The organism is Streptomyces sp. 3214.6, assembly GCF_900129855.1.
Classification (GTDB): Bacteria; Actinomycetota; Actinomycetes; order Streptomycetales; family Streptomycetaceae; genus Streptomyces; species Streptomyces soliscabiei.
In genome coordinates, this window is record NZ_LT670819.1 from 7229123 (window position 1) to 7249666 (window position 20544).

Consider the following 20544-nt stretch of genomic DNA (forward strand, 5'->3'; position numbering starts at 1 on the left):
GATCATATGGGTGCACTTCCGGGAAACCGCTCTTTTGGCGCCGCCTGTCCGTTTTCCCCCAGGTCCCTACTCCTGCGTCGGCTCCTCCTCGGAGCCCTCGGTCTTGTCCTCGGACGCCTCCGGCTTCTCGGGGAGTTCCGCGGCCAGTGCCGCCGCTGCCTGCACCAATGGCAGTGCGAGCAGGGCGCCGGCGCCCTCGCCGACCCTCACGCCCTGGTCAAGGAGCGGTTCCAGAGCCATCCGATCGAGTGCCTTCGCCTGCCCCGGTTCACCGCTCTTGTGTGCGGCCAGCCACCAGTCCGGCGCCCGGAACGCGATCCGCTGCCCGACGAGCGCGCACGCCGCCGCCACGACGCCGTCCAGGACGACCGGCAACTTCCGCACCGCGCACTGGAGCAGAAAGCCCGTCATGGCGGCGAGGTCGGCGCCGCCCACCGTCGCCAGCAGCTGCAACTGCTCGCCGAGCACCGGCCGCGCCCGGCGCAACGCGTCCCGGATCGCGGCGCACTTGCGCATCCACGCCAGGTCGTCGATCGCCTCGCCGCCCCGCCCGGTCACCACGGACGCGTCCGTCCCGCACAGCGCTGCGACCAGCACGCCCGCCGCCGTCGTCCCGCCGACGCTCACGTCGCCGAGCACGACCAGATCCGTGCCGGAGTCGGCCTCCTCGTCGGCGACGGCCACGCCCGCCCGGAAGGCGGCCTCCGCCTCCTCGACCGTCAGCGCGTCCTCGATGTCGATCCGGCCGCTGCCGCGCCGCACCCGATGCCGTACGACGTCCTCGGGGAACAGGTCCGGGTCGCAGTCCAGGGCCATGTCCACGACCCGCAACGGCACGCCGAGACGGCGGGCGAGCACGGAGACCGGACGGCCGCCCTCCAGGACCTCGCGCACCAACTCGGCGGCGCTGCCCGCGGGTCGGACGGAGACGCCGAGCTCGGCGATGCCGTGGTCGCCGGCGAACAGCACCACCCGCGGCCGCTCGACCGGCCGCACGGGCGCCGCGCCCTGTGCCGCCGCCAGCCACTCACCCAGGTCGTCCAGGCGCCCCAGCGAACCGGGCGGCACGACCTGACGTTCCCGGCGCGCCTCCGCGTCGCGGCGCACCCCGCCGTCGGGGCGCTCGATCAGATCGGTGAAGTCGTCGAGATTAAGCGAGCTCATTCGCCGAACAGTACCGGCACTGATCGAACGGTTCAGCGCTACATCGTCACCACGCCCCCACCACGCCCTCATGGCGTCATTGCACCCGGGATCGGTATCCCATACGTTCCGTTTTGCCACAATTTGTGTTCGCCTGTCGTGTGCCCATCCCGTCCTCCCCGGAGCCGCTCATGCCCCCCAGGCCCGTCCACGAGCCGCGCCGCGACGACTGCCCCTGGTGCGGCTCGAAACGCCTGCGCACCCGGCTGCGCGCACCGGACCTGCGCCATCGCAGACCCGGCACGTTCGTGGTCGACGAGTGCCGGGACTGCGCCCACGCCTTCCAGAACCCGCGCCTGACCACCGAGGGACTCCAGCTGTACGGCGCGGCGAGCGACCAGCGGGCCGGCCACGGGCAGTTGAGGGCCACGGCACGGGCGATGCTGCCCTTCCCCGAACCGGAGAGCTGGCTGGACGTCGGGACGGGGGACGCGCCCTTCCCGGCGGCGGCGAAGGAACTGTTCGTCTACACGGCGTTCGACGGGGTGGACCCGACCCTCAGAGTGGAGCGGGCGAGAGCCGCGGGCCGCCTCGAGGAGGCCCACGTGGGCCATCTGACCGCGCCGGAGGTCCTGTCCCGCGTGCGGGGCCGCTACGACGTGGTCAGCATGCTCCACCACCTGGAACACACCCGGGAGCCGAGGAAGGAACTCGCGGCCGCGCTGGCCGCCCTGCGTCCCGGCGGCCACCTCCTCCTGGAACTCCCGGACCCCTCCAGCGCGTCCGCCGCCGTCCTCGGCAAGTGGTGGCACTCCCACGACCAGCCCCGCCACCTCCACCTGATCCCCCTGGCCAACCTCCGCACGGAACTCCAGGCCCGGGGCTGCGAGATCGTCGTGACGGACCGCAGGGCTCCGCACACCCCGCACGACCTGGCGACGGCGGCCTCGCTCTACCTGAACCGGACCCGGCTGCGCCGCATGGCCGGCCCCCTGACCGCCCTGGCCGCCACTCTCGACCACGCCCTGGCCCCAGCCCTACGCCGCACCCGCTTCTCAAACGCCTACCGCCTCATCGCCCGCAAGCCCTAACCCCCCGCAACACCCCGACCCCAGCGACCCCGAAGCGCCGCGACCCGAACCCCGGCGGGCCGTGGGCCGGGGCTGGGCTGGAGGCTGTGGGGCGGAGTTGGGCGGTCAGGCGCGCAGTGGCAGGGCTTGGCCTGCTACCACCAGTACGACCTGTTCGCACTCGGTGGCGACCGCCGCGTTCAGCCGGCCCAGTTCGTCCCGGTAGCGCCGCCCCGACGCCGTGGCCGGCACGATCCCGGAGCCGACCTCGTTCGACACCAGTACGACGGTCCGCCGCGCCGAGCGCACGGCCGCCGCCAACTCCGTCACCCGCGCGCGCAGCGCCTTCTCGCCGCCGTCCGCCCACACCGCGTCGTCCCACGCCCCGACGGAGTCCATGGCGTCCGTCAGCCACAGCGACAGACAGTCGATCAGCAGCGGCGCCCCCTCCGCCGCGAGCAACGGCACCAGGTCGCAGGTCTCCGTCGTCCGCCAGGACCCCGGCCGCCGCTCCCGGTGCGCCGCGACCCGCGACGCCCACTCGGTGTCGCCGCCGCGCGTCCCCCCGGTGGCGACGTACAGCACGTCCGGGAAGGACTCCAGCCGACGCTCGGCCTCCACCGACTTCCCCGACCGGGCCCCGCCCAGTACCAGCGTCCGCCTCGGCACGTCCGGCACCTCCTCGTACACCCCCACCGTCAGCGTCGACCCGTCCGCCACCGCCCGCGCCCCCGCCGCAGCGAGCCGCCGCGCGAGTTCCGCGCCCGGCGGCACGTCGTGGTCCAGGTGGACGGCGACCACGTCCGTCGTCGGCCCCACCGCGCCCACCGCCCGCAGCTTCGCCAGCGCGTCCGGCCGCCCCACGACATCCGTGAGGACCATGTCGTACCGCTCGGCGGCCCCCGACCCCTCCTCCAGGCCCGCCGGCGCGCCCCCGGGCGGCAGATACAGCAGCCGCTGCCCGTCCGGGCCGGTGACCGCGTACCCGGTGCCCGGCGCGTCCATCGCCACGGCCCGCACCCGATGCCCCGTCAGCAGCGCCAACTCCCGCCCGTCCGGCACCCGGCCGGGCTGCGGCAGCCCGGCCGGCACCTCCACCGGCGGCCCGTCGTGCGGATGCGTCAGCAGCACCTGCCGCACCCCGCCCAGCGAGTGACCCGCGCGCGCGGCGGCGAACGCGGCGCCCGGCGTCAGATCGAGCAGCAGCGTCCCGTCCACGAGCAACGCGGTCGCCGCGCGCGCGTGCGCACCGAGCGAGGTCGCGCACACGGAGCAGGGACAGTCGGGGCGGGGCAGGCCCGCGGGGGCGCCGGTACCGAGCAGAGTGACTTCCACGGAGCTGATTTTCGCCTGTCTGACCTGGTCTTGCGCATCCGACTAGGCTGCTCGGCAGGAGCCGGACCAAGATCCGGCTTCTGCTCTGCACGTGGTCACAGCTGGGAGGCGTACATGGCGGCATGGACGTGGCGGTTCGAGAAGGCCGACGGGACGGAGGTCCAACCCGCGGTGCAGCCCGAGGAGTTCACCACGCAGGGGGACGCCGAGTCCTGGATCGGGGAAGTGTGGAAGGACCTCCTCGAAGGCGGCGCGGACCAGGTACGGCTGTTCGAGGACTCCACCGAGATCTACGGCCCGATGAGCCTGCGCGCGAACGAGGCGTAGCCGCACAGCGGGGTGGCCCCACCACGGCCACCCCGTACGCCGTTCACTCGTACGAGCGGAGCGTGACCGCTCAGCCGCGCACCCCGCACAGGTGCAGCAGCGCCGCGACCTGCCGGTAGGGGTCGGTCCGCCCGGCCCGCTCCTCGGCGGCCAGCAGGGCCTCGACGTCGCCCGGGATCTCCGCCCCGTCCGCCGCCGTGTCCGTGAAGACCCGCACGCCGTACCAGGCCTGCAGCGGAGCGCCGATCCCGGCGAGCGTGCCGGTCAGCGTCGTCAGCCGGTCCGCCCGTACGTCGAGCCCCAGCCGGTTGCGGTAGGCGTCGGAGCCGAAGGCGCCCAGCGCGCCCGTCCAGTCGCCGGACAGGCCCGGCCGCATGGCCAGCGCGTCCGCGTTCCTGACCAGCAGCGACAGCAGACCGCCCGGCGCCAGCATCCGCGCGAGCCCCGCGAGCAGCGGATCCGGCTCCGCGACGTACATGAGCACGCCGTGGCACAGCACCACGTCGAAGCTGCCCGGCAGGAAGTGCACTCCGGTGTCGCGGCCGTCGCCCTCGATGATCCGCATCCGCTCCCGGATGCCCTCGGGTTCGCCGCACAGCGCCTCACGGGCCGCGGCGATCATCGTCGCGTCCTGCTCGAGACCGGTCACCTGATGTCCGAGCCGGGCCAGCCGCAGCGCCTGCGTGCCCTGGCCCATCCCGACGTCGAGCACCCGCAGCCGCTGCCCCACCGGGTAGCGCGCCGCTATCTGTTCGTCGAGCTGCCGGGCCACCAGCTCCTGTCGTACGACGTCACGCAGCCCGCCCAGCCTGCTCAGCCAGGCCTCGGCCGCTCCCCCGGAGAAGGCCGCAGCGCTCAGAGCCGTGCTCCACGCTTGAGCTGGGGCTTGGGCAGCCGGAGCCGGCGCATCTGCAGCGAGCGCATCAGCGCGTACGCCACCGCGCCCCGCCGGTTCTGGTCGGGGAAGCGCTCCGCCAGCTGCTTGCGCAGCCGGAACCCGGTGACGAACGAGTCCAGCACGATCAGCACGATCACGACCAGCCACAGCAGCAGCGCGATGGTCTGCAGCGAGCCCACCCGCACCATGCTCAGCACCAGGATGACCACGGCCATCGGCAGGAAGAACTCCGCCACGTTGAACCGCGAGTCGATGAAGTCCCGGGCGTGCTTGCGCACCGGGCCCTTGTCGCGGACCGGCAGGTAACGCTCGTCACCGCCGGCCAGCGCCTGGCGCTGGCGGTCCAGCTGGGCACGGCGCTCCTCGCGCTGACGCTTGGCGGCGTCCTTGCGCGACGTCGAGGTGCTGGCGACGCTGCGGCGCTGGGACTGGGCCTCACTGCGCTTGGGCGTGGGCCTGCCCTTGGGGGCCTGCGGGTCACGGGTCTGCTTGGAGTCGGTCACCACCGCGTCGGCGGGGGCCTTCTCTTCCTTGGCACGGCTACGGAACACAAAACCCAAGGGTAAGCGCTCCCGGGCATGGACCCCAGCCCGGAGGGGAACGATCCGGCAACACCAGTCGTCTGTAGAGGGGACAGACCGGGCAGGAGTGGGGAAGAAGGGGCACAGGGTGATCGGTCGCCCACCCTGAAGGTCACCTACTCCTCACGCCGGAGCAGGAGCGCGGTCAGTCGTCCTTGGGGATGAGCGCATCCGTCCCCGAACAGTGCGTCAATGGATGCAGGGCCCGTACTGTGGGTTCTGTCGCAGAGGTTCAGGCTGGACGTCAGAAGGGGGCGCGCGAAGCCCATGAGCGGTGTCATGAAGCGTATGGGGATGATCTTCCGCGCGAAGGCGAACAAGGCCCTTGACAGGGCCGAGGACCCGCGCGAAACCCTCGACTACTCGTACCAGAAGCAGCTGGAGCTCCTCCAGAAGGTCCGCCGCGGCGTCGCCGACGTGGCCACCTCGCGCAAGCGTCTCGAACTCCAGCTGAACCAGTTGCAGTCGCAGTCGACCAAGCTGGAGGACCAGGGCCGCAAGGCCCTCGCGCTCGGCCGTGAGGACCTCGCCCGCGAGGCGCTCTCCCGCCGCGCCGCCCTCCAGCAGCAGGTCACCGACCTCGAGACACAGCACGCCACGCTCCAGGGCGAGGAGGAGAAGCTCACCCTCGCGGCCCAGCGCCTCCAGGCCAAGGTGGACGCCTTCCGTACGAAGAAGGAGACCATCAAGGCCACCTACACCGCCGCCCAGGCCCAGACCCGCATCGGCGAGGCCTTCTCCGGCATCTCCGAGGAGATGGGCGACGTCGGCCTGGCCATCCAGCGCGCCGAGGACAAGACGGCCCAGCTCCAGGCCCGCGCCGGCGCTCTCGACGAGCTCATGGCCTCCGGCGCGCTGGACGACCCGACGGGCATGGCGAAGGACGACCTCCAGGCCGAGCTGGACCGCCTCTCCGGTGGTACGGATGTAGAGCTGGAACTGCAGCGCATGAAGGCGGAGCTCGCCGGCGGCTCGTCCTCCGGACAGCAGGCCATCGAAGGCGGCACGAGCCAGTCGCAGTCCCAGCAGCAGCCGCAGGACACCCCGCGCTTCGACAAGCAGTAACCGGCGCCGGGGCCCGGAGCCGAGGAGGGCGACATGATCGTACGGATCATGGGGGAGGGCCAGTGGACGCTGGCCGACTCCCACTTCGTCGAACTGAACAAGCTGGACGACGAGCTGCTGGCCGAGATGGAGCGCGGTGACGAGGAGGGCTTCCACCGCGTCATCGGCGCCCTCCTGGACGCGGTCCGCCGCCTGGGCGACCCCCTGCCGGACGACGCTCTGGAACCCTCGGAACTCATCCTTCCGGCCGCGGAAGCGAGCCTGGAGGAGGTTCGGGAGATGCTGAGCGACGACGGCCTGATCCCGGGGTGATCTTCTTCTAGCCCGTCCGGCGGGTGAGGACGAGGTCCCTTCGGGGCCGAGGCGGGGTCCGGGGGCGGCAGCCCCCGGTTACGGCAAGGAAAGCGACGGTAACTACGAGGTGACCCTCCTTGCCCGGGCCGAGTGCCAGCTCAAGGCCCACCCCCTGGCCCTGGACGCCTCGATCGCCGCAGGCGTCCTGCTCTGCATGCTGGCGGGCTCCTTCGTCGACCCGCACGGAGAGCACAGCGTCAGCTGGAGCATCCACAGCCCGGACCCGCTCAGCCTGCTGCTGATGACGCTCGGCGCCGTCGCCCTCGTCTTCCGCCGCAGCGCCCCCATGACGGTCCTCGCCCTCACCGGCGCCGCCTCCGTGATCGAGTCCGTCACCGGCGACCCCCGCGCCCCCGTCGCCATGTCCGCCGTGATCGCGCTGTTCACCGTCGCCGCCGGCACCGACCGCGCCACCAGCCTGCGGGCCGGCCTGCTCACCATGACGGTCCTCACCGGCACCGCCATGCTCGCCGGACCACTGCCCTGGTACGCGCAGGAAAACCTGGGCATCCTCGCCTGGACCGGCATCGGCGCCACCGCAGGGGACGCGGTCCGCAGCCGCCGGGCCGTCGTCCAGGCCATCCGGGACCGCGCCGAGCGCGCGGAACGCACCCGCGAGGAGGAGGCCCGCCGCCGGGTCGCCGAGGAGCGCCTGCGCATCGCCCGCGACCTGCATGACGTCGTCGCCCACCACATCGCCCTGGTCAACGTGCAGGCCGGAGTCGCCGCGCATGTCATGGACAAGCGGCCCGACCAGGCCAAGGAGGCTCTCGCGCACGTCCGCGAGGCCAGCCGCTCGGCGCTGAACGAACTGCGGGCCACCGTCGGCCTGCTGCGCCAGTCCGGCGACCCCGAGGCCCCCACCGAGCCCGCGCCCGGCCTGGACCGCCTCGACGAGCTCGCCGGCACCTTCCGCAACGCGGGCCTCCAGGTCGAGGTGGCCCGCACCGACCACGGGACCAAGCTCCCCGCCGCCGTCGACCTGGCCGCGTACCGGGTCATCCAGGAAGCCCTCACCAACGTTCAAAAACACGCCGGAGGCGAGGCGAAGGCCGAGGTCAGCGTCGTGCGCGTGGGGCCGAACATCGAGGTCACCGTCCTCGACAACGGTCGCCCCAACGGCGAGGAGTCCCCTCAGGAAGGCGGCGGTCACGGCCTGCTCGGCATGCGCGAACGCGTCACCGCCCTGCGCGGCACCCTCACCACGGGCCCCCGCTACGGGGGCGGCTTCCGCGTCCATGCGATCCTGCCGATCAAGACCCGCACGGCCACCACGGGAGAGAGCGCATGACCATCCGTGTCCTGCTCGCCGACGACCAGGCGCTGCTGCGCAGCGCGTTTCGCGTGCTCGTCGACTCCGAGTCCGACATGGAGGTGGTCGGCGAGGCGTCCGACGGCGCGGAGGCGGTCCGGCTGGCGAAGGAGCAGTGCGCCGACGTCGTCCTGATGGACATCCGCATGCCCGGCACCGACGGTCTCGCCGCGACCCGGCTGATCAGCGCCGATCCTTCCCTCGCACACGTCCGGGTGGTCATCCTGACGACGTTCGAGGTCGACGACTATGTGGTGCAGTCGCTGCGGGCCGGCGCCTCCGGCTTCCTCGGCAAGGGCAGCGAGCCCGAGGAGTTGCTGAGCGCGATCCGGGTCGCCGCGGGCGGGGAGGCCCTGCTCTCGCCGACCGCCACCAAGGGCCTGATCGCCCGCTTCCTCGCCCAGGGCGGCGCGGCGGACGACGAGCACGACTCCGCCCGCTCCGCCCGGCTGGAGGCGCTCACCGTGCGCGAGCGCGAGGTCCTCGTGCAGGTCGCCGGCGGCCACTCCAACGACGAGATCGCCGAGCGCCTGGAGGTCAGCCCGCTGACGGTGAAGACACACGTCAACCGGGCCATGGCCAAGCTGGGCGCGCGCGACCGGGCGCAGCTCGTGGTGATCGCCTACGAGTCGGGACTGGTCCGCCCGCGCGTGGAGTGAGCCGAGCCCTCCCGTACTGCGCCCGGAGTAGGCGCGGGAGGGCGATGAAGCGTGCCGCGACGCGGCAGCCGACGGAGCGCGTGAAGCCCCCGGAAACCGGCCGGGCAGGGCCTCGACTGCCACGAAGAGGTGGGTTCTGGCAGGGAAATCGCTCCCGGCGGAACCCCGCTGTAGATCTTGCAGCCGGTGACTGAGGCGTAGTGAGATGTGGTGCTCACAGTGCGAGCAGCCATCAAGGGCGCGGTCGGCACAGGGCCGTATGACGCGGTGTCGTGGGCGGAGCCCGTGAGGTTGAGTCGGCTGTGATGGCTTCAGGGGCTCCTTCCCGGTGGAAGGAGCCCCTGCAACGGGTTGGCCTACGGCAGTGCCAGCATCCGCTCCAGGGCCAGCTTCGCGAACGTCTCGGTCTCCCGGTCGACCTCGATGCGGTTGACCAGGTTGCCCTCGGCCAGCGACTCCAGGGTCCAGACCAGGTGGGGGAGGTCGATCCGGTTCATGGTCGAGCAGAAGCAGACCGTCTTGTCGAGGAAGACGATCTCCTTGCCCTCGGGCGCGAAACGGTTCGCCAGCCGGCGTACCAGGTTCAGCTCGGTTCCGATCGCCCACTTCGAGCCGGCCGGGGCCGCCTCCAGCGCCTTGATGATGTACTCGGTCGAGCCGACGTAGTCCGCCGCGGCCACGACCTCGTGCCGGCACTCGGGGTGCACGAGCACGTTCACGCCGGGGATCCGGGCGCGCACGTCCTCGACCGACTCCAGGCTGAAGCGGCCGTGCACCGAGCAGTGGCCCCGCCACAGGATCATCTTCGCGTCGCGCAGCTGCTCGGCGGTCAGCCCGCCGTTCGGCTTGTGCGGGTTGTACAGGACGCAGTCCTCCAGGGACAGGCCCATGTCCCGCACGGCGGTGTTTCGGCCGAGGTGCTGGTCGGGCAGGAACAGGACCTTCTCACCCTGCTGGAAGGCCCACTCCAGGGCCCGCCGGGCGTTGGAGGAGGTGCAGATCGTGCCGCCGTGCCTGCCCGTGAACGCCTTGATGTCCGCGGACGAGTTCATGTACGAGACGGGCACGACCTGCTCGGCTATGCCGGCCTCGGTCAGCACGTCCCAGCACTCGGCGACCTGCTCGGCCGTCGCCATGTCGGCCATCGAACAGCCGGCGGCGAGGTCGGGGAGGACCACCTTCTGGTCGTCCGACGTCAGGATGTCGGCGGACTCGGCCATGAAGTGCACACCGCAGAAGACGATGTACTCGGCCTCCGGGCGGGCGGCCGCGTCCCGGGCCAGCTTGAAGGAGTCGCCCGTGACGTCCGCGAACTGGATGACCTCGTCGCGCTGGTAGTGGTGGCCGAGCACGAAGACTTTGTCCCCGAGCTTCTCCTTGGCCGCGCGGGCCCGCTCCACCAGGTCCGGGTCGGACGGGGAGGGCAGGTCGCCGGGGCATTCGACACCCCGCTCGCTCCTCGGGTCGGCCTCACGGCCGAGCAGCAACAGGGCGAGCGGAGACGGCTGTACGTCGAGCTCCGTGGTCTGGGCGGTGGTCACGACACGCACCCTTTCTACTTTTCGTCGAACTGACGTTATCTATCATAACCCGCTTCACGTCACTTTGACGATGGTCATAGCGTCGATGTGACATGAATCCCGGTGAGGCGTTTTCCGCCCGCAACCGTGTGTGCGAGCATGAGAAGGGAACGAAAAAGACAAGAGCTCGGCCCGGAATGAATCCGCGGCCCCGTCGGTTGCAACCGTCGGCAAGCAGTCTCCGTACAACCCGGGAGAGATGTAGATGTCCGTATCGGACGAGACCAGCACCGTCACCGACGGCATCATCCTGTCCGACGCCGCCGCGGCGAAGGTCAAGGCCCTGCTCGACCAGGAAGGCCGTGACGACCTGGCCCTGCGTGTCGCCGTTCAGCCCGGTGGCTGCTCCGGCCTGCGCTACCAGCTCTTCTTCGACGAGCGGTCCCTCGACGGCGACGTCGTCAAGGACTTCGACGGTGTCAAGGTCGTCACCGACCGCATGAGCGCCCCCTACCTGGGCGGCGCGTCCATCGACTTCGTCGACACCATCGAGAAGCAGGGCTTCACGATCGACAACCCGAACGCGACGGGCTCCTGCGCCTGCGGCGACTCCTTCAGCTGATTTCCAGTAGCGCCTGAAGGCATAAGCGAACAACGAAGGCGGCGGCCCCCTGTCGATGGGGCCGCCGCCTTCGCGTTCGCCGCGCCGGCCGCTACTGGACCTGCGGCAGCCGCGCCCCCGGCTTCTCCAGGGGAATCGCCTTGCCGTCCGTGCCGACCACCGTCCGGCTGCCCAGCGGCTGGTCCAGCTGCACGGTCTTGTGGAACTGCTTGGCGATCGTGATGCAGATCTTGTTCGGCCAGGGCGTCTCCGTGACGGTGACCTTCACCTCGTCCGCGCTCTCGGTCGCTGTCGCCCTGTAGTCGGCGCACACCCCGCCGGTGAAGCTCACGACCAGCTCCTTGCCCTCGGCGGTGTAACCGTCCGGGTGCACGTCACGCGTCTTCGGGGCGCTGCCGGTCGGCGTCGGCGTGGGCGTCGTCGCGGACTCCAGATACGCCGGCTCGACGGCCGGCTGCGTCACCGTGTACCCGGCGGCGGCCCCCGCGCCCTTCACGTCGAACAGCCAGGACGGCACGAGCACCTGCCGGCCGCCCGAGGTGTGCGGGGCGAGCCCGAGCACCGCGTCCTCGACCGTCACCGTCTCCTGCTGCGGCGCCGCGGTGGACATACCGCACGGGCTCTCCAGCCGGTCCTTCAGCGGCACCGGGCTGGCGCAGCCGCCGATGCCCATCCGGTGATTGCTCCCCGGCGCCCTGTTCAGCGCGGCCAGCGCCTCCCGAGCGCTCAGCAGGGGGTATGTGTCGCCCTTCACCGGCGCCTGCAACTGGCCGTTCGCGCCGACGACCTCGCCCTGCGCGCTGACGCTGATGCCGGTCGTCCAGCCGTAGGTGGGCAGACCGCCGATCACCGGATCGGCGTTCACCAGCCGCTGGGCGCCCATGATCTGGCTCGCGTCCACCTTGGCGTCGTCCTGGCCCACCGCCTTCAGGATCGGCGCCGCCGCCTGCTTCGCGACGGCCTCGCTCACCGTGTCGCCGGCCGGGCCCGCGGGCTCCCGGGTGCACTTGACGGTGCCGCCCGTGCAGTCGTCGGTGCCGGGCGCGTACCGGGTGAAGGTCCAGATTCCCGGCGCCTGGCGGTTCACCCGCAGCGCCGGCCCCGAACCGTCGGCGGCGCCGACCTTCCAGGCCTCGCCGTCGACCACCGGTGTCCCGTCGGCCCCCAGGGCCTTCGCCAGCCGGGCCACCTCGTCCTTGGTGACCGCGCCCTCGGCCCAGTACGCGGGCGCGGAGCTCGGACCGTCCGGAAGCGTGCCGTGGGCCTTGTAGGTGGTCCCGTAGGGGTTCGGCTCGCCGGGCGCGATGCCGTTCGCACCGCCGTTGGGGGTACCCGTGCCTGCGGAGTAGTCGTCCAGGAGAAGCGCGGCGGGGGCGCCGTCCCCGGAGGGCGACCCGGAACTGGACCCGGCGGCCTCGCCGCCCGAACTGCTCACGACACCGGAGGTGAGGTACGCCCCGCCGCCGCCCACCAACAGCACGGCGGCGGCGACGGAGGCGATGAGCACGGGGGAACGCCGCCGAGAGCCGGCGACCTCCGCCTCCTCACCGACCTCGCCCACCTGGACCCCCTCAGAAACCCCACCGGCCGAGCCCCCCTCGGACGCCCCACGGTCGGCGGCTTCCCCGTGCACCCCACGGCCCGGGGCACCCTCGGGCACCTCACTGGCCGGAGTCCCCTCAGAAACCTCACGGGCGTCGGCTTCCTCGGGAACCTCACGGGCCCCGGGTTCCTCGGGAACCTCACGGGCCGTGGCGTCCTCGGGCACCTCACGGGCCGGAGTTTCCTCGGGAACCTCACTCGGCGGGGTCTTCTCGGAAACGGCGCTCTGCTCCGCCGTACCGTCCTCGGTGCCCGCCTTCGCCGACGCGCCCCCGGCGGCCGTCTTCGCCGCGCCGTCCTCGGTGTCCGTCTGCTCCGGCTCGCGCGCGGCGTCGTCGTTCTCGGGTCGCTCGGTGTTCACCGCATCGCTCCTTCGGCTGCCCTGCTGTCGTACCTCACATCCCCTTTACGGGGGACGGCGATGGGACGCGACAGGGGAGCGCACGGTTCCCTTCCGAGCGCCCTGCCGAGGAAAGCCGAGAGAAACCGAGGGAAAACCCCCTAGTTCCCGTACTCAAGGACGACGTCGTCCAGCATGGCCTCCAGCAGCCGCGCCGACTTCACCGGCACGCTCACGCCGTGGATGAGTGACGGTGAGACCGGACGGGAAGTGATCTTCTCCGGGGCGGCCCAGTGCGGAGCCATCCGGGCGCAGTCACCGCGCAGCGACGCCAGGCCGCCGTCGAGGTCGGCCGGAACGGGGGCGTGGACCTTGAGGTTCGTCATGACCGAACCGTATGCACGCCGCGGCTCGCGAAGAAAGATCTACTATCGGGTAGTTTCGGCTGCTTCAGCAGGCCGGGATGACCGGGTAGCGTGAACCGTCCGCTATCGCGCAGCACCCCTTTGATTCCACAGGAGAGTCCACGCCGTGCGCATCGCAGTCACCGGCTCCATCGCGACCGACCACCTCATGACGTTCCCCGGCCGCTTCGCCGATCAGCTCGTCGCGGACCAGCTGCACACGGTCTCGCTGTCCTTCCTGGTCGACAACCTGGACGTGCGCCGGGGCGGCGTGGGCGCGAACATCGCCTTCGGCATGGGCCAGCTGGGCACCCGCCCGGTCCTGGTCGGCGCCGCGGGCGCGGATTTCGACGAGTACCGGGCCTGGCTGGACCGGCACGGCGTCGACACCGGCTCGGTCCGTATCTCCGAGACCCTGCACACCGCCCGCTTCGTGTGCACCACCGACGCCGACCACAACCAGATCGGGTCCTTCTACACGGGCGCGATGAGCGAGGCCCGCCTGATCGAGCTGAAGACCGTCGCCGACCGGGTGGGCGGCCTCGACCTGGTCCTGATCGGCGCCGACGACCCGGAGGCGATGCTCCGGCACACCGAGGAGTGCCGCTCCCGCTCGATCCCCTTCGCCGCCGACTTCTCCCAGCAGATCGCCCGTATGAACGGCGACGAGATCCGGATGCTGCTGGAGGGCGCCACATACCTGTTCTCCAACGAGTACGAGAAGGGCCTGATCGAGTCCAAGACCGGCTGGAGTGACGCCGAGATCCTCGCCAAGGTCGGCCACCGCGTCACCACCCTCGGCTCGCGGGGCGTCCGCATCGAGGGCATCGCCGCGGACCCGATCGAGGTCGGCTGCCCGGACGAGGAGGCCAAGGTCGAGCCGACGGGCGTCGGCGACGCCTTCCGCGCCGGCTTCCTCTCCGGCCTCGCCTGGGGCGTCTCCCACGAGCGCGCCGCGCAGATCGGCTGCATGCTCGCCACCCTCGTCATCGAGACCGTCGGCACCCAGGAGTACCAGCTGCGCCGCGCCCACTTCATGGACCGCTTCACCAAGGCCTACGGTGACGAGGCCGCGGCCGAGGTCCGCACACACCTGGCGTGACTCAGGAGACCCGGCGGACCAGGTAGGCGAAGCCACGGTCCGCCGGCTCCTCACCGACGTACTCCTGTCCCCGCATCTCGCACCACGCGGGGATGTCGAGCCGGGCCGCCTCGTCGTCGGACAGCACCCGCACCGTGCCCCCGAGCGGCACGTCCCCGATGACCTTCGCCAGCTCGATGACGGGAATCGGACACCGCCTGCCCAGCGCGTCCACCACGAGCTCCTCGCCCCGTACGTCCGCCACCTGCGCGGACATGGGCGCCCCGAGCTTCTCCCGGACCCCCGCCACGGCCCCCGGCAGCACGGCGAGGAACCTCTCCACATCCTCCTCGGCCGCCCCCGCCGGCAACGAAACCCGCACGTTTCCCTCACTCAGCACCCCCATCGCCTTCAGCACATGGCTGGGCGTCAGCGTGCTGCTGGTGCAGGACGAACCGGACGACACGGAGAATCCCTCCCGGTCCAACTCGTGCAGCAGCGCCTCCCCGTCGACGTACAGACAGGAGAAGGTGACGATCCCCGGCAGTCGCCGCTCCGGATCCCCCACGACCTCCACCTCCGGGACGACGGCGGCCACCCGGGCCCGGATCCGCGCCGTCAGCTCCCGCAGCCGTGCCGCCTCGGCCGACGCCTCGGCCCGTACCGCCCGCAGCGAGGCCGCCGCGGCCACGATCGCCGGAATGTTCTCGAACCCGGCCGCCCGCCCCGACTCCCGCTCGTCCACCGGGCCTTGGACGGCGAACCGCACCCCCTTGCGCACCACGAGCACCCCGACCCCCGACGGACCGCCCCACTTGTGCGCGCTGGCCGTGAGCAGCGACCAGTCGCCCTCCACCCGCCCCCACCCGAGCGACTGTGCCGCGTCCACCAGCAGCGGTACCCCCGCCGCCCGGCACACCTCGGCCACGCCGGCCACCGGCTGCTGGGTCCCCACCTCGTGATTGGCCGACTGAAGACAGGCGAGGGCGGTGTCGGCCCGCAGGGCCTCGGCATACGCCTTGACGGCCACGGCTCCCGCGCGGTCGACGGCCACCCGTGTCAGCGTGCCGCCGTCCCGCTCGTGCGCCTCGGCCGAATGGAGCACTGAGGAGTGTTCGACAGATGACACGATCAGGTGACGTCCAACCCGCTGACGCCCGGCCAGCGCGCCCGCGACGCCGGAGTGCACGGCCCGCGTTCCCGAGGACGTGAAGACGAGTTCGTCCGGTCGGCACCCCACCGCGTCGGCGGCCGCCTCACGGGCGGCATCGAGCAGCATCCGCGCGCGCCGCCCCTCCCGGTACAGCCGGGCGGGGTCGGCCCACCCTTCGTCGAGCGAGGCCAACAGAGCCTGGCGGGCCACGGGATGCAGGGGAGCGGCGGAGGCGGCGTCGAAGTAGGGCACACGGCAACGTTAAGACGTGGGCCGGCTCCCGGGGGGCGTGGCACCGTTTCGATCCGCCGCTCCGCCGCGCGGGGCGCGATCGCCCACGGCGGTCCCGCCCTCGCCATACAAGCCGCATTGACGAGCTATTAGGCGCTATCGGCCACCCGTCCCCACCCCTTCGGGGTGACCGGCGGCGCGTATGCCACCCTCCCCGCGAACCCCCGGAGGGCGTCGGCTAGGGTTTGGTCCGCATAAACATCCAAACCCCTGCCCGACGCAGGGCGGCGACCGACCAGCGAGAAGGCAGGCCGCAGCCAACCGCGCGGGCGAGACTCTCGGGAAGGCGCTACGTGAGTCCCAACGGCTCCGACCGCTCGCCGCGGCGCCCGATGCGGCGGAAGCTGCTGCAGGCAATGACCGCGGGCCTGGTCCTGGCGACCGCCACCGGTTGCACATACAAGGACTTCCCCCGCCTTGGTATGCCCACCCCGGTCACAGAAGAGGCTCCGCGGATCCTCTCCCTGTGGCAGGGCTCCTGGGCTGCCGCGCTGGCCACCGGCGTGCTGGTGTGGGGCCTGATCCTGTGGAGTGCTTTCTTCCACCGGCGCAGCCGCACAAAGGTCGAAGTTCCTCCGCAGACCCGGTACAACATGCCCATCGAGGCGCTGTACACGGTCGTGCCGATCATCATCGTCTCGGTGCTGTTCTACTTCACGGCCCGCGACGAGTCGAAGCTGCTGAGCCTCGACAAGAAGCCCGACGTCACGGTCAACGTGGTCGGCTTCCAGTGGAGCTGGTGCTTCAACTACATCGAGAACGTCGACGGTTCCAACGGGGACGCGAAGACCGACAAGAACCTGGCCGCGATCCCGGACCGGTTCAAGACGGACTTCCCGGACAACGCGGGCGGCACCTACACCTGCGGAACCCCCGGTGAGAAGAACCCGGACACCCACAACCCGGGCCCGACCCTCTGGCTCCCCGAGGGCAAGACGGTCCGCTTCATCCTCACCTCGCGTGACGTCATCCACTCCTTCTGGGTGGTGCCGTTCCTGATGAAGCAGGACGTCATCCCGGGCCACACCAACTCCTTCCAGGTGACCCCCAACCACGAGGGCACCTTCCTGGGCAAGTGCGCCGAGCTGTGCGGCGTCGACCACTCCCGGATGCTCTTCAACGTGAAGGTCGTCTCCCAGGAGCGCTACGAGCAGCACCTCAAGGACCTCGTGAAGAAGGGGCAGACCGGTTACGTTCCCGCGGGCATCGAGCAGACGAGCCACGAGAAGAACCGGGAGACGAACAACCTGTGAGCATCCTCAACGAACCCCAGGGTGCCGCGGCAGCTGAAGACTCCTACGAGAATGAGCTGCCGGTCCGGCGCAAGCAGCCCGGCAATGTCGTGGTCAAGTGGATGACGACCACCGACCACAAGACCATCGGTACGTTGTACCTGGTCACGTCGTTCGCGTTCTTCTGCATCGGCGGCGTCATGGCGCTCTTCATGCGCGCCGAGCTCGCCCGACCGGGCCTGCAGATCATGTCGAACGAGCAGTTCAACCAGGCGTTCACGATGCACGGCACGATCATGCTGCTGATGTTCGCGACGCCGCTGTTCGCCGGCTTCACGAACTGGATCATGCCGCTCCAGATCGGCGCGCCGGACGTCGCCTTCCCGCGACTGAACATGTTCGCCTACTGGCTGTACCTGTTCGGCTCGCTCATCGCCGTCGCCGGCTTCCTCACCCCGCAGGGTGCCGCCGACTTCGGCTGGTTCGCCTACGCCCCGCTGTCGGACGCGGTCCGCTCGCCGGGCATCGGCGCCGACATGTGGATCATGGGTCTGGCCTTCTCCGGCTTCGGCACGATCCTCGGCTCGGTCAACTTCATCACCACGATCATCTGCATGCGCGCACCGGGCATGACCATGTTCCGCATGCCGATCTTCACCTGGAACGTGCTGCTGACCGGTGTCCTGGTCCTGCTGGCCTTCCCGGTCCTCGCGGCCGCGCTGTTCGCCCTGGAGGCGGACCGCAAGTTCGGCGCCCATGTCTTCGACGCCGCCAACGGCGGCGCGTTGCTATGGCAACACCTCTTCTGGTTCTTCGGCCATCCAGAGGTGTACATCATCGCCCTACCATTCTTCGGAATCATCTCCGAAGTGATCCCGGTGTTCTCCCGCAAGCCGATGTTCGGCTACATGGGCCTGATCGCCGCGACCATCTCGATCGCCGGTCTCTCCGTGACGGTGTGGGCGCACCACATGTACGTCACCGGTGGCGTGCTGCTTCCGTTCTTCTCCTTCATGACGTTCCTCATCGCCGTGCCGACGGGCGTGAAGTTCTTCAACTGGATCGGAACGATGTGGAAGGGCTCGCTGTCCTTCGAGACGCCGATGCTGTGGGCGACGGGCTTCCTCATCACCTTCACCTTCGGTGGCCTGACCGGCGTCATCCTCGCCTCGCCACCGATGGACTTCCACGTGTCCGACTCGTACTTCGTTGTGGCGCACTTCCACTACGTCGTCTTCGGCACCGTCGTCTTCGCGATGTTCTCCGGCTTCCACTTCTGGTGGCCGAAGTTCACCGGCAAGATGCTCGACGAGCGCCTCGGCAAGATCACCTTCTGGACGCTGTTCATCGGCTTCCACGGCACCTTCCTGGTCCAGCACTGGCTGGGCGCCGAGGGCATGCCGCGCCGTTACGCGGACTACCTGCACGCCGACGGCTTCACCGCCCTGAACACGATCTCGACGATCAGCTCGTTCGTCCTCGGTCTGTCCGTCCTGCCGTTCTTCTACAACGTGTGGAAGACCGCCAAGTACGGCAAGCCGGTCGGCGTCGACGACCCGTGGGGCTACGGCCGCTCCCTGGAGTGGGCCACGTCCTGCCCGCCGCCGCGCCACAACTTCCTCACCCTGCCGCGGATCCGCAGTGAATCCCCGGCGTTCGACCTGCACCACCCGGAGATCGCCGCGCTCGAGCAGCTGGAGCACGCCGGCCACGGCGCCAGTGCCATCACGGGCAGCAAGGAGGCCGGCAAGTGAAGATCCAGGGCAAGATGTTCGTCTGGCTGAGCGTCTTCGTCCTCGCCATGGCGGTCGTCTATGGCGTGTGGTCGAAGGAGCCGGCCGGCACCACGGCCCTCTTCCTGGCCTTCGGCCTGTGCATCATGATCGGCTTCTACCTGGGCTTCACCGCCCGGCGGGTCGACGCGGGTGCGCAGGACAACAAGGAAGCGGACGTCGCGGACGACGCCGGAGAGCTGGGCTTCTTCAGCCCGCACAGCTGGCAGCCGCTGTCGCTCGGCATCGGCGGCGCCCTGGCCTTCCTGGGGGTCGCGGTCGGCTGGTGGCTGCTGTACTTCTCGCTGCCGCTGATCTTCATCGGCCTGTGGGGCTGGGTCTTCGAGTACTACCGCGGTGAGAACCGCACCCAGTAACACGTCCTGAACGAGGCGAGAGCCCGGACACTCCGTCAGGAGGGTCCGGGCTCACGCTTTTGCCGTATCGGGCGTCCTCCGTCCGTGTCACTCAGCGCGCCGTGGTTCACGCGGCTCCCTAGCGTGAAGTCATGAGCCACCAACCCCGCCCCCGCACCGTCGTCGGCTGCACCCTGCTGGTGATCGCCCTGGGCGCGGTCGCAAGCGCCTGCGGCTCGGACGGCGACCCCCTCTCCGCGCGCCCGTACGACGCGACGGACCAGATCTCCTTCAACGGCCTCACGGGCGACGGGAAGAAGGTCGACCCGGACAAGCCCCTGGAGGTCACCGCCGAGGACGACGACCGCATCACGGACGTCACCGCCGTGGACGGCGCAGGCCGCTACGTGGCGGGCGAACTCTCCGCCGACGGCAGCCGCTGGCACAGCACCGAGCCGCTGGCCGCAGGCGTCCACTACACGGTCCGCGTGAGCACCGAGGACGACGACGGCGCCCCCGGCCGCCGGGTGCTCACCTTCGAGACGGGCAAGCCCACCACGAAGAAGCGCCTGACCGTCGCGTTCGGCCCCGACGCGGGGGAGTACGGCGTCGGCCAGCCCGTCACCGCCAAGCTGGACCAGCCCGTCAAGGACCCCGCCCAGCGGGCCGTCGTCGAACGGGCCCTCAAGGTCGACTCCACGCCCGCCGTGCCGGGCGGCTGGCACTGGGTGGACGACAAGGAACTCCACTACCGCCCCAAGGACTACTGGCCCGCCCACGCCGTCGTCCGCGCCCACAGCAACCTGGACGGCATCAAGATCGGCGACCGGCTGTGGGGCGGCCCCACGAAGGACCTCAAGCTCGCCATCGGCGATCGGGTCATCGCCGTGACGGACGCGGCGGCGCACTCCATGAAGGTCTTCAAGAACGACGAGGAGATCAACCAGATCCCCGTCACCACCGGAAAGCCCGGCTTCGAGACCCGCAACGGAGTCAAGGTCGTGCTCGGCAAGGAGTACTTCGTCCGGATGCGCAGCACCACCGTGGGCATCTCCGCAGGCTCCTCGGACTCCTACGACCTGCCCGTCTACTACGCCACCCGCGTCACCTGGAGCGGCGAATACGTGCATGCCGCCCCCTGGTCCGTGGGCTCCCAGGGCTACGCGAACGTCAGCCACGGCTGCACCGGCATGAGCACGTCGAACGCCGCATGGTTCTTCAACAACATCCGGGCCGGCGACGTCGTCCAGGTCGTCAACAGCAATGGCGACACCATGGAATCCTTCGGCAACGGTTTCGGCGACTGGAACCTGGACTGGCCCAAGTGGACCGAGGGCAGCGCCCTGACAGGCGCCAAGCAGGAAACAGCCCAGGAAACAGCACGCCTCAGCCCGGCGGCGGTGTAGGCCGGCAGGGGCGCGGGGCGA

At 70.7% G+C, this 20544-nt stretch carries 20 protein-coding genes; 12 read left to right on the top strand and 8 right to left on the bottom strand.

Annotation, left to right across the window (positions count from 1 at the left end):
- Positions 1 to 66 precede the first annotated feature (66 nt).
- On the bottom strand, positions 67 to 1164 hold the full coding sequence (gene cobT / locus B5557_RS32680; protein ID WP_079662826.1) for a nicotinate-nucleotide--dimethylbenzimidazole phosphoribosyltransferase: 1098 nt from the start codon (positions 1162 to 1164) through the stop codon (positions 67 to 69).
- A gap of 170 nt (positions 1165 to 1334) precedes the next feature.
- Here cobT and B5557_RS32685 point away from each other — a divergent pair, with 170 nt between their 5' ends.
- Positions 1335 to 2234: a class I SAM-dependent methyltransferase gene (locus B5557_RS32685; protein ID WP_099937514.1), complete on the top strand. Its 900-nt coding sequence runs from the start codon at positions 1335 to 1337 to the stop codon at positions 2232 to 2234.
- Positions 2235 to 2339: 105 nt separating this feature from the next.
- Here B5557_RS32685 and B5557_RS32690 read toward each other — a convergent pair whose 3' ends face one another.
- Positions 2340 to 3548, bottom strand: a complete 1209-nt coding sequence (locus B5557_RS32690) for a bifunctional adenosylcobinamide kinase/adenosylcobinamide-phosphate guanylyltransferase (RefSeq protein ID WP_079662827.1) — start codon at positions 3546 to 3548, stop codon at positions 2340 to 2342.
- 114 nt (positions 3549 to 3662) lie between these two features.
- On the opposite strand from B5557_RS32690, the gene B5557_RS32695 reads away from it, so the two are divergent.
- Entirely contained in the window at positions 3663 to 3875 is a 213-nt protein-coding gene (locus tag B5557_RS32695) for a hypothetical protein (protein ID WP_079662828.1), read from the top strand.
- Between the two features lie 70 nt (positions 3876 to 3945).
- Here the strand turns inward: B5557_RS32695 and B5557_RS32700 are convergent, their stop codons facing one another.
- Positions 3946 to 4647 carry a methyltransferase domain-containing protein gene (locus B5557_RS32700; RefSeq protein WP_079662829.1) on the bottom strand — a complete coding sequence of 234 codons (702 nt, stop codon included), beginning with the start codon at positions 4645 to 4647 and terminating at the stop codon, positions 3946 to 3948.
- A gap of 83 nt (positions 4648 to 4730) precedes the next feature.
- Complete coding sequence (locus B5557_RS32705) at positions 4731 to 5324, bottom strand: DUF3043 domain-containing protein (protein WP_079662830.1); 594 nt, start codon at positions 5322 to 5324, stop codon at positions 4731 to 4733.
- 297 nt (positions 5325 to 5621) lie between these two features.
- Between B5557_RS32705 and B5557_RS32710 the strand changes: the two genes are divergently transcribed.
- The 4 genes from B5557_RS32710 to B5557_RS32725 all read left to right on the top strand — a co-directional run bounded on the left by B5557_RS32710 (position 5622) and on the right by B5557_RS32725 (position 8744).
- Positions 5622 to 6419: a PspA/IM30 family protein gene (locus B5557_RS32710; protein ID WP_079662831.1), complete on the top strand. Its 798-nt coding sequence runs from the start codon at positions 5622 to 5624 to the stop codon at positions 6417 to 6419.
- Positions 6420 to 6452: 33 nt separating this feature from the next.
- Positions 6453 to 6731: a PspA-associated protein PspAA gene (gene pspAA, locus B5557_RS32715; protein WP_079662832.1), complete on the top strand. Its 279-nt coding sequence runs from the start codon at positions 6453 to 6455 to the stop codon at positions 6729 to 6731.
- A gap of 109 nt (positions 6732 to 6840) precedes the next feature.
- Positions 6841 to 8064, top strand: coding sequence for a sensor histidine kinase (locus B5557_RS32720; protein ID WP_079662833.1), 1224 nt, complete (start codon positions 6841 to 6843; stop codon positions 8062 to 8064).
- On the top strand, positions 8061 to 8744 hold the full coding sequence (locus B5557_RS32725; protein ID WP_079662834.1) for a response regulator: 684 nt from the start codon (positions 8061 to 8063) through the stop codon (positions 8742 to 8744). The genes B5557_RS32720 and B5557_RS32725 overlap by 4 nt, the downstream gene beginning before the upstream one ends.
- Before the next feature lie 356 nt (positions 8745 to 9100).
- On the opposite strand, the gene nadA is transcribed toward B5557_RS32725, so the two are convergent.
- Positions 9101 to 10285 (bottom strand): quinolinate synthase NadA, encoded by a 1185-nt coding sequence (gene nadA, locus B5557_RS32730; protein WP_079665134.1) that lies wholly within the window; start codon positions 10283 to 10285, stop codon positions 9101 to 9103.
- 244 nt (positions 10286 to 10529) lie between these two features.
- Here nadA and B5557_RS32740 point away from each other — a divergent pair, with 244 nt between their 5' ends.
- On the top strand, positions 10530 to 10886 hold the full coding sequence (locus B5557_RS32740; RefSeq protein WP_030794551.1) for a HesB/IscA family protein: 357 nt from the start codon (positions 10530 to 10532) through the stop codon (positions 10884 to 10886).
- A gap of 91 nt (positions 10887 to 10977) precedes the next feature.
- Here B5557_RS32740 and B5557_RS32745 read toward each other — a convergent pair whose 3' ends face one another.
- Entirely contained in the window at positions 10978 to 12849 is a 1872-nt protein-coding gene (locus B5557_RS32745) for a hypothetical protein (RefSeq protein ID WP_079662836.1), read from the bottom strand.
- A gap of 140 nt (positions 12850 to 12989) precedes the next feature.
- The gene (locus tag B5557_RS32750) at positions 12990 to 13214 is read right to left on the bottom strand and encodes a hypothetical protein (protein WP_079662837.1); all 225 of its coding nucleotides are present in this window, start codon (positions 13212 to 13214) and stop codon (positions 12990 to 12992) included.
- Positions 13215 to 13359: 145 nt separating this feature from the next.
- On the opposite strand from B5557_RS32750, the gene B5557_RS32755 reads away from it, so the two are divergent.
- Positions 13360 to 14334: a carbohydrate kinase family protein gene (locus B5557_RS32755; RefSeq protein ID WP_079662838.1), complete on the top strand. Its 975-nt coding sequence runs from the start codon at positions 13360 to 13362 to the stop codon at positions 14332 to 14334.
- Between the two features lies 1 nt (position 14335).
- On the opposite strand, the gene B5557_RS32760 is transcribed toward B5557_RS32755, so the two are convergent.
- Complete coding sequence (locus B5557_RS32760; RefSeq protein WP_079662839.1) at positions 14336 to 15718, bottom strand: cysteine desulfurase/sulfurtransferase TusA family protein; 1383 nt, start codon at positions 15716 to 15718, stop codon at positions 14336 to 14338.
- 332 nt (positions 15719 to 16050) lie between these two features.
- Between B5557_RS32760 and ctaC the strand changes: the two genes are divergently transcribed.
- The 4 genes from ctaC to B5557_RS32780 all read left to right on the top strand — a co-directional run bounded on the left by ctaC (position 16051) and on the right by B5557_RS32780 (position 20523).
- A complete protein-coding gene (ctaC, locus tag B5557_RS32765) occupies positions 16051 to 17010 on the top strand; it encodes an aa3-type cytochrome oxidase subunit II (RefSeq protein WP_079662840.1) in 960 nt (319 codons plus the stop codon).
- Entirely contained in the window at positions 17007 to 18743 is a 1737-nt protein-coding gene (gene ctaD / locus B5557_RS32770) for an aa3-type cytochrome oxidase subunit I (protein ID WP_079662841.1), read from the top strand. Before ctaC ends, ctaD begins: the two co-directional genes overlap by 4 nt.
- Positions 18740 to 19138: a cytochrome c oxidase subunit 4 gene (locus B5557_RS32775; protein ID WP_079662842.1), complete on the top strand. Its 399-nt coding sequence runs from the start codon at positions 18740 to 18742 to the stop codon at positions 19136 to 19138. The genes ctaD and B5557_RS32775 overlap by 4 nt, the downstream gene beginning before the upstream one ends.
- Before the next feature lie 131 nt (positions 19139 to 19269).
- Complete coding sequence (locus B5557_RS32780; protein ID WP_079662843.1) at positions 19270 to 20523, top strand: L,D-transpeptidase; 1254 nt, start codon at positions 19270 to 19272, stop codon at positions 20521 to 20523.
- Positions 20524 to 20544 lie beyond the last annotated feature (21 nt).